Genomic DNA, 13,860 nt, shown 5'->3' with positions numbered 1-13,860 from the left:
GTAACAACGGCTATAATGCATTGCGGTTTGGAATTTTCTATGGAAAATTCCAGTTTAAAGTGTATTTTCGTTTTCAAGCGGAATAATCCTGCGGATGATTCCGCAACGACATCATAGCCAAGACCGTTGGCAGTAATGTAAAAAAACAATTAAACCAAGTTTAGTAAAATTTGATTAAATTTGATTAAATTTTTAAAAACTAATGAAAGTATTAAATCTAACCTATCAAGATAAAGCTCTAAAATGGAGTTTAAAAAGTGCTGACTTTGACAATCTAACACTATTGGTAGGAGCTTCTGGAGTTGGAAAAACTCAGATTTTAAAATCCATTATGCGTTTGAAATCTATAGCAAACGGAAAATCGATAAGCGGTATTAAATGGAATATTATTTTTGAAACGCTTGATAATTTAAAATTCGAATGGAGTGGAGAGTTTGAAAACAAAGGCGATATTGATTTTACTGATGATGATGACGATGAATTAAAAAGAAATAAACCTTCAATAATCAAAGAAAAACTTTTGTTTAATGATAAACTTATCGTTGATAGGACAAGAGATTCGATAATTTTTAACAATGCTAAAACAGTAAAGTTACCTAATCAACAAAGTGTTATCCATCTTCTAAAAGAAGAAGAAATTATTAAACCTGCTTTTGAAGGTTTTGGTAAAATTATTTATAGCGATCAAACAGATTCTACTAGAGAAGCTTTTAGAATCAAATTCTCTGATACTCAGAAATTATTAAAGACTCATAAATCTTTAAAATCAATTCAAGAAAGTACAGAAGATATCAGGATAAAACTCTTTTTAGCTTATAAAAATTCACCAAAAACGTTCAATACAATAAAAGAGCGATATATCGATATTTTTCCTCAAGTTGAGGATGTTAAAGTTGAGCCATTAGATTATGAATCAGATGATGATATTCCTTTTTTCTTTAAAGAATATCCTTTTATTCAAATAAAAGAGATTGGAGTTGACAAATGGATAAAGCAAGAAAATATTTCTTCCGGAATGTTTAGAAGTTTAATTCACATTAGTGAGATATATTTATGTAGCGAGGGAAGTATATTTTTAATTGATGAATTTGAGAATAGTTTAGGAATAAATTGCATCAATGAATTAACAAATGATATTCTCTCATCTAAAAGACAAATTCAATTCATATTAACAAGTCATCATCCATACATAATAAATAACATTGGTTATTCAAACTGGAAATTAGTAACTCGTACCAAAGGAATTGTTAATACGCATAATCCAGAAGAATATAATATAGGAAAATCAAAACACGATGCCTTTATGCAATTAATCCAATTAGACCAATATCAAACTGGATTAGAAATATGAATTTATACATAATTGTAGAAGGACGTAGGACAGAAAAAAAAGTTTATCCTGCTTGGTTATCACATCTTATTCCAAGATTAAGTCCTGTAAACTGGGCTTATCAAGTAGATAATAATAATTATTTTTTATTTAATGGAAACGGTTTCCCTGCTTTACTTCACAATCATCTAAAAAATTCTATTGAAGAAGTAAACGAATTAAAAAAATTCAATTATTTAGTTCTTGTTCTTGATGTGGATGAATCAACTGTAGATGGCAGAATTAACGAAGTAAATGAGTTTTTAGCAGAAAATAACCTTGAATTAAATCCTAATACGGAATTAGTAATTATTCCCCAAAACAGATGCATAGAAAGTTGGTTTTTGGGAAATCAGAAAGTTTTTAAACAGAACCCTCAAAATTCTGATCTTGTTAAGTATATTCAATTTTATAATGTAAAAACAAGTGACCCAGAAGAAATGGGCGTTTATCCAAACTTTAATACTCATTCTCAATTTCACGCAGATTATTGTACAGAATTTTTGAGAGAAAGAAATATTCGTTATTCGAAAAATAGACCTAATGGTGTTGTTGATAAAGATTATTTAGAAAGTTTAATTATCAGAAATCAAGAAACAAGTCACATAGAATCGTTTAAACTTTTCCTTGACTTTTGTGAGAAAATAAATTCGGAAATATAAACACTACTGCCAACAATGGCTATAAGTAATTGCTTGTTCTCGCCTACTTCTGAAAATCCTCGCGAATTTTCAGTTTGGTGTGTACTTGCAAAGTTTAGCGCTAACCCACGCAACTACTCATAGCCGAGACCGTTGTGCGTCATTTAAAACCTGAATGGAAACAAATTTTGAAATAGAAGAAAACTATGCAGTTCAATTAAACGGAACACACATTGACCTTCACAATAATTTTGACTTCATCGGAATTACAAAAAATAGAAATAACATTACACTTGACTTCAAAAAGACAAAAGGTGATTGGGTGAAAAATGATGAGTTTGAAAATATAAACTTTGAATTTAAAAATATATCATACGAATACTATGAAGAAGGAGACTCAAAAGCACAGAAAGAAGATAGCGAACGACTTGGAGAAATCACATTTTTCCCATCCAATTCGAGAGAAATGAACGATGGAATTATTCCACAATCGAAACCGAAAAAAGATGATGACTTAATAATGTTTTTTGAAGATGGAAAAGTAATTCGGATTGGTTGTGATGAAATTGAACTAACAGTTGAAAAATAAAAACGAACGCACAACATCGGCTATAGTTCATTGCTTCTGACTTTCCTCTCGGAAAGTCCTCGCAAATTTGCTATCTTTGGGTCACGGCGGAAAATCCTCTCGGATTTTCACGCAACGAAACCATAGCCAAAACCGTTGTAACCAATTTGAGAAAAATTTCGAAATTGAAATGATAAGAAGTTTAAACATTTTGCATTATAGCCTATATTTGATTGAAAAAAAATTACATTCTCTTTTTAATAAAATTAATCCTGCATTACTACTCTTTAAAATACCATCGGTTAAAAAACGAATGAAAGACAAAGAAGGAATTGAAAACCCGACTGAATGGTATAATGGTTTTTGGACTGATAAAAAAAATGGATTTAGTTTATGGTTTATCGGTGGTTGGCTCATTGGAATTACTTCTCTAATTTTTATTGGATTAGGAATTACAATAACTAAAATATTATTCCCTGAATTAGTTTTGAGTAAATATTTTTTTATTTCATCTGGTATTATTTCATATTTGATTTGTTAATTTTCAGTATTTAAAAATGACCAATATTTAAAATATTTTAAGGAATTTGAAAATTGGAATACAAATGAAAAAAGAATAAAAACATTAACCAGCATCGCATTTATATTGAGTGTAATTGTTTTATTCTTTTCAAGTCTTATATATTTTAATTAAAACTGTTCTAATATGATATATTTAATGATAGGTTTAAAAGAATGTTTAAGAACTTCATCAAAAAAAAGATATTAATGGAAAATGACTAAGAAATCAACTGAAAAAAACTGGTTACAACAGCGCATATAATTTATGGCGAAAATCTTGCTAGAACGATAATTTTAGTATTTTTAGAAACTAAGAGTTAAACCGAAAGGCGAGCAGTTTTTAACTTCGCCACAAACCATATGCGCGAGACGTTGGCAATAATATAAAAATGAAAAAAATCGATGATATTATTTCAGTTCAATTAGAGTTAATACGAAAGAAAATAACAAAAGAGAACTTTGAATTACTTTGTGAATTTGACCTAAATGAACTTGATGAACTAAAAGAGAAATCAGAAAAATTAAAAAAAATTAAAGGGATTTATTTATTCGAAATTTACAATATGAACTCTATCATATTTGATGAATGGATTAAAGATTTTACTCTTAAATTTAGAGGTATAGAAAATAAGTATCTACAAAAATGGACTCCAAATATTGTCAATTTAAGAACCGAAAAGCATCTAGGAAAAAAAGCTGAATGGATTCCTTTATACATTGGGAAATCTAAAAATATTGCAAATAGAATAGATAAACATATAAATTCGACACTAGGAAAACCTCCTTCCGCTTTAAAATTGATGGAAAGGGGAAACTTAAATAACCATAAATTTAGAATTAAATATATCGATTTTAATTATATAAAAAATTACGAAGCAATAGTTGGTGAAATTGAAAAAAAATTAAGAAACGAAATTAATCCAATCGCTGGAAAATAAATACTATTGCCAACAATGTATAACCGCAATTACGGCGGATTCGACTACGTCCGAATCCACTCGGAATTGCTAACGCCAGTGCTTAACCGAAAATTATTAACTTTAAATCCGTAACTGACGGTTATACGAGACCGTTGGCAACAATTAGAAATGAAAAGATACATTCCCATAACCTTACCTTGCGAACCATCAATTATTGGTGTTAAAAATGGAATTTATCAATGTGAAATCAAACCAAAAAAATTCAAAAATCTAACTGAATACAACAATCTCTCTAATTTCTACGATAACTATGAGTTTGAGTCTAAAGAGAATAGAAAAATAGACAACATCTCTGAAATTGAATATTGTCAGCTCTTAAAAAAAGCATACTTAACAAATATTTTAAGTTTTAGCCCTCATCTATTTGGTTGCCACTTTGTATTTGATGAAAAAACTCGTTCTATTTTTAAAAAATTCAATTTTGGAGAATACTCGAAATTTATTCCTTTAAGGATTTTTGATAATAAGGGAAAACTTGTAAGAGAAAGATATTATTTATTATTTCAGGATTTAATTTTAAACTCTTGGATTGATTTTAAGAATAGTGTGTTTTATAAAGGTCACTCATTTACTAACGACAAAGAAAATATCAGTTTCAATAGCCCAATGGATTACAAAAACGAATTATTTGTAAATACCGAAGACATAGTTTTGAATGATAATTTTGACTCTAGTTTAGATTTTTTCAAAACACGGATTGATACTAATTACTTTGTTTCGGAAAAATTACTAACAGAAATAGAAAAAAACGGACTGACTGGAATAATAAAAAGTGAAAGAATAAATAAAATAACTGTTGCCAACAATGTATAACCGCAATTACGGCGGATTCGACTACGTCCGAATCCACTCGGAATTGCTAAGGCTTGTGCTAAACCGAAAATTAACGCATATAAACCCGTAACTGACGGTTATACGAGACCGTTACTTTCAATTGCGCCGAAAAAATTACGTTGATAGATTTGCTTAAAAATTTTAGTTTTAGCATCGCATCAACTGAATGAAATGCGAAACGCTGAAAATCTGAAATCATTTTTGCCCAAAGCTGTTGATTAAATGAAAATTTGAGCTATCCAAAATTTTTATTGACTGAGAAAAAATCACAATGAATTTAAAGTGGATTTTGAAAAAAGCATTTGATTAAATTTTAATACATTTTACAATCCCAGATTTCAGCTGAATTAAATTCATGGCGTTGAATTTGATACTGAATAAAATGATTTGACTAAAATTAGATGAAATCTTATCAATCAAATTTTTGAAAAAAATACACTGAAATCAATACTGGAAAAGTGTTTCGTTTTTACTCAGACGTGGCGCAAAAGAAAAGTAACAATGCATATAATTTATGGCGATTGAAATGGTTAACTAGAACATTTTAGTATTTTTAGAAAATAATAAGTTTAGCCGATAAGCGAGCGGTTTTTAACTTCGCCACAAATCATATGCTAAACCGTTGGCCTTAATTTGAAATGAACACGACCCAAATAATAACACTTCTCTTTTCTAGCTCCTTGTTAGCAGCGATATTGACATTGTTTGGAAATCGCTGGTTGAACAGAGAAAAATATAAAACGGACTTTTACAAGAAAGTAATTGAAAAAAGACTGATTGCTTACGAACTACTAGAGATTCTAATTAACCGGATTCAAGGACTGTCGCAACTAGAAGATGGACTTGCTCCCATGTTCATGTGTCTTGGTAAAGATTATTTCTACAAGACCTATTTTGAAATAATTGAAGTAATCAACTATTCTATTTGGCTTTCTCCTGAAACTTCAAATAAAGTAACCGAACTTAATGTTTACTTAATTAACGAAATTGAAAACAAACTATCAGAATCAGACAACGTAGACGCAGAGTTAGCACATCTAGGCCTACAACATCGTGACAGAATAAAACAGTTTAGACAAGAACTTCAAGCGTTGGTCATCAAGGACTTTAAGAATTTGCACAAAGTAAAATCTTTCATTGGAAACAAGGAAAAAGACCGAGAGGAGAACGATCATATTTTATACAAAAATAAAAACTAAGGCCAACAACAAATAAACGCAAGTCGGCTTTAACCCCGCTCCGGTTGGGCATTTACGGTGGACAAAGAAACCTTTCGTTTCTTTACAGCACCACGGACGAAGCCGCCCTGCGTTTATTAAGAACGTTACCAATAAGTTGATTTCAAAGATTTTTTAGAGATAAAATTCATATTTAGATAATTCTAAGAAACGGAATTGACTCTGATAATATTGAAAAAATTTGATTAATCTTTAAAAATTAGATGTTATCACTCAGACGCTGAAAACTGAATTGGTTTGAAAACAAATGGAATTGATTTTTGGTTGAGCCTTTAGCAGCTATCTGGATTTGAAAACCAAAATGCGGAATAACAAAACGCGGAAAATCAACACAGCGGAATTTATAGCAAGCTTGAAAACAAATGAATTTACTCTTGAAAACAGATTTTTAAATCGAGATTAATATAGAATAACTTCTGCTCTACTCGACGGAATTGAATAGCAGAACGAAAAAATTTACTCAAACTCAATATAAAACCTATTGGTAACAACGGCTATAATGCATTGCGGTTTGGAATTTTCTGTTGAAAATTCCAGTTAAAAGTGTAATTTCGTTTCCAAGCGGAATAATCCTAACGGATGATTCCGCAACGACATCATAGCCAAGACCGTTGTGGTGCATTAAAAGAGAACCGAAATCGAGAATTGGAAAGAATATATTGACCAAAAATTTCAACCTACTGAAGACTTTGAAATAAAAGGACAACAGGACTCACCGACATTGGACTTAAAACACATTCGGACAGGAACAATTGTGAGTTTTATTTGGCCAGATGACGAATGGAAAAAAGTATCCGACATTCAATATTGGAATAAAAAGACAGAAGGTTGGTCAGGCGAGTTTGGAGACGTTGAATTCAACGATGAGAATAAAGAGAAAGTTGACAAATTTCTGGACTCTGTATTCGAAACGGGTTGGTCAAGCAAGGATATTTATCTGTTTGGAAAACATTATAAATCCATTGTTTTCGACCGACCAAATCTCAAAGGACATAAATTCACCTATTGGAGTTCGAATTACGGATGTTTAGCATTGATATTATTTCCAATTTTTCTGATAATCGGACTTTTAATAAGGATTGGAATTTTAGGACGAATTGAAACAATAGAAATTGAAGCAATAAATAAAAAAACGACACCACAACAACGCATATAGCTTATGGCGGGTAAACGGCTGCCAGCAAGGCTTTCGCTCCGTAGCCAGGTTTAGTTTCGGTGGACAGGAAAGTGCTTCGAAACCGCCACAAGCCATATGCAGACCGTTGTGCGTCATTTCGAAAACCTCAATACTTTGAACAAAAAGACATTAATAATAATCGGAATTCTAATCATCGGACTTTTAATAGTTCTGAAACTGAATAATGATTTTTTGATGTTATGGAATTCTAACATTGTTAGTGTGGAAACCGAAAGTCCACTGACCAAAGAAAAAGTGAAAATTGAATTCGGAATTAGCGCAAAATCAATCTTCACAACAAATGAAGTTGAAATATTTGCTAACAAAAAGAATTACACTGAAATCTTTAACGGAAAAAAGCAAAGCGACATTATTAATGAATATGGAGAAAATGATTTTCTTGTTACATATAACAACAAATACTATTTAACATTCCGACAATTTAAGACAAGCAGAAGACATCAACACAGATACAATTTCAAATTTGAACAAAAAGGTGATGATATAATCTTAAGAGTAAAAATTAAAGGAATTGACAATATGGTGTTTGAAAAAAAAATGAAAAAAATAAAAACGAACGCACAACAACGTGTATAGTTCATTGCGGCTGAATTCCTAATCGGAATTCATTGCAATTTGCTATCTTTCGGTTACGGCGGAAAATCATAGCTGATTTTCCGCAACGAGCCCATACACAAAACCGTTAGCAGCAATTATTTGACAAAGTTAGTTTCTTGTTATTAACTTTGATAAACTTCTAAATTAAAGATTATCAGATATTAATAAATTGCGAAAGTTTGATAATTATATTCTCACATAAATAATAATATAATGATAGATCCGGAATCATCTAAAGAAATAATTTCAGAAGCAAAAGCGATAACTCCTGAAATTTATAAAGACATAGCAAAACCAGCAGCTCAAGAAGTTGGAAGTGTAGCAGGAAGAACCGTTAAAGCTCTCCTTTCACCAATTAGAGGTATGTTATGGGGTTGGGAACAAATTGAGAAAATGATTGAAGAAGGAGTTCAGAAAAGATTAGAAAATATACCTGAAAAAAATAGAAAATCACCAGAACCAGAAATTGCCGTTCCAGCAATTGAAGCCTTGCGATATACTGCGCAAAATGAAACATTAAGAGAAATGTATTTGAATTTGCTGGGCAATTCAATGGACGACAGAAAAAAGAATATGGTGCATCCATCTTTTGTAGAATTAATTAAACAAATGAATTCTTTAGATGCTAAAGTGTTTGATAAAGTTGCACAAGGTGGTAGTAACTATCAGAAAATATTAAATCCCAGAATTGCGATCAAAGGACAAGGTAAGTTTTTCTCAAATGCTTTACCAGAATGGTACGCAGGATGGAAAATTGAAAATTACTCAGAATCAGATGTATCAGCAAGCTTTATAAGACTAAGCAAATTCGGTTTGATTGAGTTAATGTATGATAGAACTGCTGGAAAAGATGGTTATGATCAAATAAGAAATTCCCCATTTTTGCAAAATACCCTCAACCTATGGAAAAGTATGCATCAAAACCAGGAATTAGAATTAGGCGGAACAGAAAGTATTTTCTACGTCAACGAATACGGCAGACAATTTAAATCCGCGTGCAAATAAAAGCTGCTAACAACGGTTCATCGCCAATAAGCGGCACCGTTAGTAAGAAAATAATTAACTTGACCAACGAACCAATACTAAGCCGACAATTCCGCGTCCCCTACTCCGCCAACTGGCGATAACCGAGACCGTTACCAATAAGTTGATTTCAAAGATTTTTTAGAGATAAAATTCATATTTAGATAATTCTAAGAATTGGAATTGACTCTGATAATATTGAAAAAATTAATTAATCTTTAAAAATTGGATGTTATCACTCAAACTCTGAAAACTGAATTGGTTTGAAAACAAATGGAATTGATTTTTTTGGTTGAGCTTTGAGCAGCTATCTGAATTTGAAAATCAAAACGCGGAATAACAAAACGCGGAAAATCAACACAGCGGAATTTTAGCAAGCTTGAAAACGGATGAATTCACTCTTAAAAACAGATTTTTTGATTATAGATTTATATAGCAAAACTTCTGCTCTACTCGACTGAATTGAATAGCAGAACGAAAAAATGAACTCAAACTCAATATAAAACCTATTGGTAACAACGGCTATAATGCATTGCGGTTTGGAATTTTCTGCTGAAAATTCCAGTTAAAAGTGTAATTTCGTTTCCAAGCGGAATAATCCTAACGGATGATTCCGCAACGACATCATAGCCAAGACCGTTGCCAGTAATACCGAAATGAACATAGAATACGAGAACCTACAATCTACTATTAAGAGAAAATACAGCTTCAAATACAAGCCTGAATACTCTGAATCGTTCAAAACAGAAATTGAAGACAATCAAATAATTCCTTTAACTATCGAAGTCTTTGAAAAACTGGAATGGCCAATTGTTTATCGTGACAAAAAATCTGTTGAAGCAAAAAGAAAAGGAGATATGAATAAACTAACCGGAAAAATAACAGTTACGAAAAGTGCATCTGGACGAATAGAAGTACATAGCAAAACAATAGAGGGAAATTTCATTGATTTTGGAAAAAACTCTAAAAGAACAGGCTTATTTATTGCGCTTTTTCAAAAGTTAGCGACAGAATATCAGCAAAGTGGAAAACTAAAAGAGTTAGAATCTGAATACGAAAAAGAAAATAGTTGGGCAGATTATGAAATTCCATCAGAATTGCCGAAACCAAAAGCAACTGGAAATCCCAATTTGGCACTTTCAATAATTGGAGGTCTTGTAATTGCAATTTTGTTTGGAGCAATCATTGCCTTTCTTACTGTTAATTTTACATATTTCATCGGTGTTTATGAACTCGGAATTGGTTTTGGAATTGGTTATCTATTCAGTCAAGTTATAAAAGCAACAAACTTTATAGAATTTCGTCCAATTCAACTTATGGTCGGCGGAATAATGGTTGTAATGTTTTTCACGAGTCAATTTACTCAATACCAACTAATCATTTCGGAAAACAATATTTCTGACCTTGGATTTTTTGAGTTTATGAAAATCCGAATTGAAAATGGTTTAACAATTAAGAGTTTAAATACAGGTTGGATTGGTCTAATCCTAAGTTGGATTTTTCAAATCGTGTTTCCATATTTTTTAGCAATTAGTAAAGTGGCAATTTCTTCCGCAAAAAATATCATTGAAAAAATTCCAGACAAAGTACTTGAGTACACAATTTACCTTTTCGAAATGGAAAAATCGGAAAGCGAAGTTAGAGCTGAATTAACTCAAAAAGGTTGGAATAAAAAGTCTGACCAAGATGATGTTTTCCAAGCTATTGCGGAAATTAGTGGATTTAATCAAGCAAGACGTGAATAAAAAAGTACTACTGGCAACAACGTGTATAGCTCATTGCGGCTGAATTCCTTAATCGGAATTCATTGCAATTTGCTATCTTTCGGTTACGGCGGAAAATCATAGCTGATTTCCCGCAACGAGCCATACACAAGACCGTTGTGTGCAAGATTGAATTAAAATTAGAGATTTGAAATAGTATCAAATTGCGAGATTTCAACAAGCTGAATAACAAAAATTCAACTGAGTAGAAAAAATTGCGTGGAATTAAAATCTGAAAGTAGGAGCCAAGCCCAAGTTTTGGCTTTTAATCGAAAATCTCGCTAAATACCGAAATTGAAATAACCAAATAAATTCTGAACTGATTGATTGAATTTTGGTGACCAATCGAAAATTTCGCTCAAATTCAATTTTTGGTTTAATAATAGAAAATAGTTGATTGAAAATTGTTGCGTTGAATTGACTCTTCCGATAAAAACACACGACAGAATATAAAATAAACTTCACCGCTTGGGCTTGTCTCAACGTCCTTTGTATTTTTGAGTGGCTTCCAAGGAAACACTACCCTTATTTTTTCAATCGTAAAGTAGAAAATAATTTCTAAACTTTTAGTTTTATCTCCTGAACCACGCCATTAGAGATACATATTGTTGCAATTTCGTTGTTTTGTAAATATGATTTTAACAACCATTAATATATGTCTAAGTATTTCTGTTTATTTAATTCATGATAAGTTAATATCTGAATTCAATAAAAAATAATCTTAAAATGTCTCCATTTTTTTTTAAAAATCTTTATTTTTCTAGTTATTGTACTCAAGTCATGTCTTAAAATCTATTATCAATCATTAAATATAAAATTATGAAATTTAAAAATTTTTTACTGTACATATCATTAATTTTTTTGACATTCTCTTGTACTGAAAATGATGAATTAAATGAAGTAGATTTCAACAACTTAGAAAAAAATAGATATGATGATTTAGAAGTTACTGATTTTCCAGTGGATGTTTATCAAAGTGAAGAGTTGAAAAACTCTATGGTTGATTTTGTAAGTAAAATTGAACTATACTATGAAAAAGATATGTCTTTTAAAGATTTAAAAGATGAATTAGATCCTGAAAACGGATTAAAAAATATGAAGCCTGAAGGTGAGACATTGTTGAGACAAGCATATAATTACATCATTAGCAATGCAAGCAATAATGATATTGAAGGAAAAGCTCTTGTTGATGCTCTTATTGCAGCATTTGCTTATGATAATGCTATCAATAACAAAAAGATTACTAATATAACTTCAAGTGATTTAGAAACAATTTCCAAAAATTTATTTGGTCTTGAGAATGATTATGATGATAATTTTAATTTCAAGGGTGGTTGTAAATGGTATCAAGTAGGATGCCACCTAAATTGGTTAGTAGATACAATCGCAGAATGGTGGAATACAGAAGCACCAGGCGATGGTGGTGCAACTAATGGAGAAATTGTTATAGGAGTTGCGACAACATTATCAGCCATTGTAGGAATAATTGTATTACTTTAATATAATCGAAGTCTTGTTGTCTTCAATTTAATTATTGAAAGCACAAGACTTTTTTAAATTAATCAAATCATGAAATATTTATTTACATTTTTTTTATTTTTTATGTCATTTTTGTTATTTAGTCAAAATTCTAAAGATATTAAGAATCTTAATAAAGAAAATAAACTATCAATAGGTATCAGTGGTGGTAATTACACACAAATGCTTGAACTTAATGGAAATCATTTAGCTAATTTAAATTCTTATTCAGCATATATTTCATTAGATTATTTCATATCTGATAAATCGTATATTAAAATTGGGTACCAAGGAATTTCAACAATATCCCTTTCTGAAATCTCTTATGATTCTTTTAAAGTACCCTTTTTATTAGGATATAATATTTATTCAGGTAATAAATATGATTCTAACATTAGCTTACAAGGTGAAATTGGTCCTTATTTGAGAAGTATTACAAATTTCAGTAATAGTAGTTCCATTAATTATAGCGATAATTCTGTGATAGGCGTTCACTTCTCATTAAATATAAAATATGATTTATCTAAAAATTTGTTTGCCATAATGAGTTTAACTACTAATAGAGATCTTGATGATATTATTACATCTCAAGATAATACAATTAGCATAGAAGGTAGTTACGCACTTAGACTAGGTTTTGGATTTAAATTCTGAAAATAAGATCTTATTTATTATTAAAAACAGGTATATCTACTAATTTAAGTGATATTTAATTTACAAAACACTCTATTGGTTAACAATGAATGGTAACAATGGAAATTCGAAAATGAGAAATCTAAGTCTAATTTAAACGGAATAAAGCAATTTTTTAAATAAACTTACCGGTTTTAAACAATATTTGCAAAAAAACATAGTGGAAAATCCTGCACACAACAGCGCATAACAAAAATGGCGAGATTTGTGATTGAATCGAAAATTTTGGTATTTTTAGAAACTTAAAGTTAAACCGAAAAGTTTGCGCATTTTAAGTCGCCACTTTCGTTATGCGCGAGACGTTGTAGCACATTTATGAAATGAAAAAATTTACTTTAATTATAATTCTGCTGATTAAAAATAGTTTAATTGCTCAATCCGAAAAGCTGAGTAGATTTTATGATTTCGGAATTGAAATTGACTACAGTCACTCACTACAAGATGATGATTATAAGATTATTTTTCCGAATGGTTTTAATTACGGAAATCTAAATAAAAATTCACTTTACAAAATTAGATATTCGTATGATGAGAATAAAAACAGAATTCCAATTGATACTCTAAAAATAGAACTAGAAAAAAAGGAAATTGACAGAATGTTCGTTCTTACGAAAAAACAATTTGACATAAAGTATGGTGAAAATTTATCTAAATCCATGAAACCTCCAGCACCTTATCTATATGATGATTTGGTAGTAAGTTTGACTTTTGAATTAAAATTTTGGGATGATAAATACATAAAGGAAATTGGAATTCCATTTAAGAATGAAACCTTTAATAAACTTAATGACTACATCGAATTGCTAATAAAAAAACATACAACGGAATAAAAAAACGTGCTACAACAACGGCTATAATTCATTGCGGCTGAATTCCT

14 protein-coding genes are annotated in these 13,860 nt (G+C 30.5%); all 14 read left to right on the top strand.

Features of this window, described 5'->3' with window-relative positions; translation table 11 throughout:
* Positions 1-202: 202 nt before the first annotated feature.
* On the top strand, positions 203-1,351 hold the full coding sequence (locus IMZ30_RS09380; protein ID WP_207038049.1) for an AAA family ATPase: 1,149 nt from the start codon (positions 203-205) through the stop codon (positions 1,349-1,351).
* Positions 1,348-2,031: a hypothetical protein gene (locus tag IMZ30_RS09375; protein WP_207038048.1), complete on the top strand. Its 684-nt coding sequence runs from the start codon at positions 1,348-1,350 to the stop codon at positions 2,029-2,031. Before IMZ30_RS09380 ends, IMZ30_RS09375 begins: the two co-directional genes overlap by 4 nt.
* A 154-nt stretch (positions 2,032-2,185) precedes the next feature.
* A complete protein-coding gene (locus tag IMZ30_RS09370; RefSeq protein WP_207038047.1) occupies positions 2,186-2,599 on the top strand; it encodes a hypothetical protein in 414 nt (137 codons plus the stop codon).
* 292 nt (positions 2,600-2,891) lie between these two features.
* Positions 2,892-3,119, top strand: a complete 228-nt coding sequence (locus tag IMZ30_RS09365; RefSeq protein ID WP_207038046.1) for a hypothetical protein — start codon at positions 2,892-2,894, stop codon at positions 3,117-3,119.
* A 409-nt stretch (positions 3,120-3,528) separates the two neighbouring features.
* Positions 3,529-4,077, top strand: coding sequence for a hypothetical protein (locus IMZ30_RS09360; RefSeq protein WP_207038045.1), 549 nt, complete (start codon positions 3,529-3,531; stop codon positions 4,075-4,077).
* 150 nt (positions 4,078-4,227) lie between these two features.
* Positions 4,228-4,932 (top strand): hypothetical protein, encoded by a 705-nt coding sequence (locus tag IMZ30_RS09355; protein ID WP_207038044.1) that lies wholly within the window; start codon positions 4,228-4,230, stop codon positions 4,930-4,932.
* Between the two features lie 740 nt (positions 4,933-5,672).
* Positions 5,673-6,152 (top strand): hypothetical protein, encoded by a 480-nt coding sequence (locus tag IMZ30_RS09350; RefSeq protein WP_207038043.1) that lies wholly within the window; start codon positions 5,673-5,675, stop codon positions 6,150-6,152.
* A gap of 760 nt (positions 6,153-6,912) precedes the next feature.
* Entirely contained in the window at positions 6,913-7,347 is a 435-nt protein-coding gene (locus IMZ30_RS09345) for a hypothetical protein (RefSeq protein ID WP_207038042.1), read from the top strand.
* A gap of 135 nt (positions 7,348-7,482) precedes the next feature.
* Entirely contained in the window at positions 7,483-7,965 is a 483-nt protein-coding gene (locus IMZ30_RS09340) for a hypothetical protein (protein ID WP_207038041.1), read from the top strand.
* A 234-nt stretch (positions 7,966-8,199) separates the two neighbouring features.
* The gene (locus IMZ30_RS09335; RefSeq protein WP_207038040.1) at positions 8,200-8,991 is read left to right on the top strand and encodes a DUF4393 domain-containing protein; all 792 of its coding nucleotides are present in this window, start codon (positions 8,200-8,202) and stop codon (positions 8,989-8,991) included.
* Between the two features lie 674 nt (positions 8,992-9,665).
* Positions 9,666-10,754, top strand: a complete 1,089-nt coding sequence (locus IMZ30_RS09330; protein WP_207038039.1) for a hypothetical protein — start codon at positions 9,666-9,668, stop codon at positions 10,752-10,754.
* A gap of 879 nt (positions 10,755-11,633) precedes the next feature.
* Positions 11,634-12,272, top strand: coding sequence for a hypothetical protein (locus IMZ30_RS09325; protein ID WP_207038038.1), 639 nt, complete (start codon positions 11,634-11,636; stop codon positions 12,270-12,272).
* A 102-nt stretch (positions 12,273-12,374) separates the two neighbouring features.
* The gene (locus tag IMZ30_RS09320; protein ID WP_207038037.1) at positions 12,375-12,944 is read left to right on the top strand and encodes a hypothetical protein; all 570 of its coding nucleotides are present in this window, start codon (positions 12,375-12,377) and stop codon (positions 12,942-12,944) included.
* Between the two features lie 359 nt (positions 12,945-13,303).
* Positions 13,304-13,813: a hypothetical protein gene (locus IMZ30_RS09315; RefSeq protein ID WP_207038036.1), complete on the top strand. Its 510-nt coding sequence runs from the start codon at positions 13,304-13,306 to the stop codon at positions 13,811-13,813.
* The last annotated feature ends 47 nt before the right edge of the window (positions 13,814-13,860 follow it).

The sequence above is a fragment of the Psychroflexus sp. ALD_RP9 genome, assembly GCF_017311165.1.
GTDB lineage: Bacteria > Bacteroidota > Bacteroidia > Flavobacteriales > Flavobacteriaceae > Psychroflexus.
The sequence above is the reverse complement of the archived record's forward strand: the minus strand, read 5'-3'. Positions and strand labels throughout refer to the sequence as shown.

Bases quoted from the DNA above. Each gene is read 5' to 3' on its own strand.
- IMZ30_RS09380 (WP_207038049.1), top strand. From the start codon at position 203: ATGAAAGTATTAAATCTAACCTATCAAGATAAAGCTCTAAAATGGAGT.
- IMZ30_RS09375 (WP_207038048.1), top strand. From the start codon at position 1,348: ATGAATTTATACATAATTGTAGAAGGACGTAGGACAGAAAAAAAAGTT.
- IMZ30_RS09370 (WP_207038047.1), top strand. From the start codon at position 2,186: ATGGAAACAAATTTTGAAATAGAAGAAAACTATGCAGTTCAATTAAAC.
- IMZ30_RS09365 (WP_207038046.1), top strand. From the start codon at position 2,892: ATGAAAGACAAAGAAGGAATTGAAAACCCGACTGAATGGTATAATGGT.
- IMZ30_RS09360 (WP_207038045.1), top strand. From the start codon at position 3,529: ATGAAAAAAATCGATGATATTATTTCAGTTCAATTAGAGTTAATACGA.
- IMZ30_RS09355 (WP_207038044.1), top strand. From the start codon at position 4,228: ATGAAAAGATACATTCCCATAACCTTACCTTGCGAACCATCAATTATT.
- IMZ30_RS09335 (WP_207038040.1), top strand. From the start codon at position 8,200: ATGATAGATCCGGAATCATCTAAAGAAATAATTTCAGAAGCAAAAGCG.
- IMZ30_RS09330 (WP_207038039.1), top strand. From the start codon at position 9,666: ATGAACATAGAATACGAGAACCTACAATCTACTATTAAGAGAAAATAC.
- IMZ30_RS09320 (WP_207038037.1), top strand. From the start codon at position 12,375: ATGTCATTTTTGTTATTTAGTCAAAATTCTAAAGATATTAAGAATCTT.
- IMZ30_RS09315 (WP_207038036.1), top strand. From the start codon at position 13,304: ATGAAAAAATTTACTTTAATTATAATTCTGCTGATTAAAAATAGTTTA.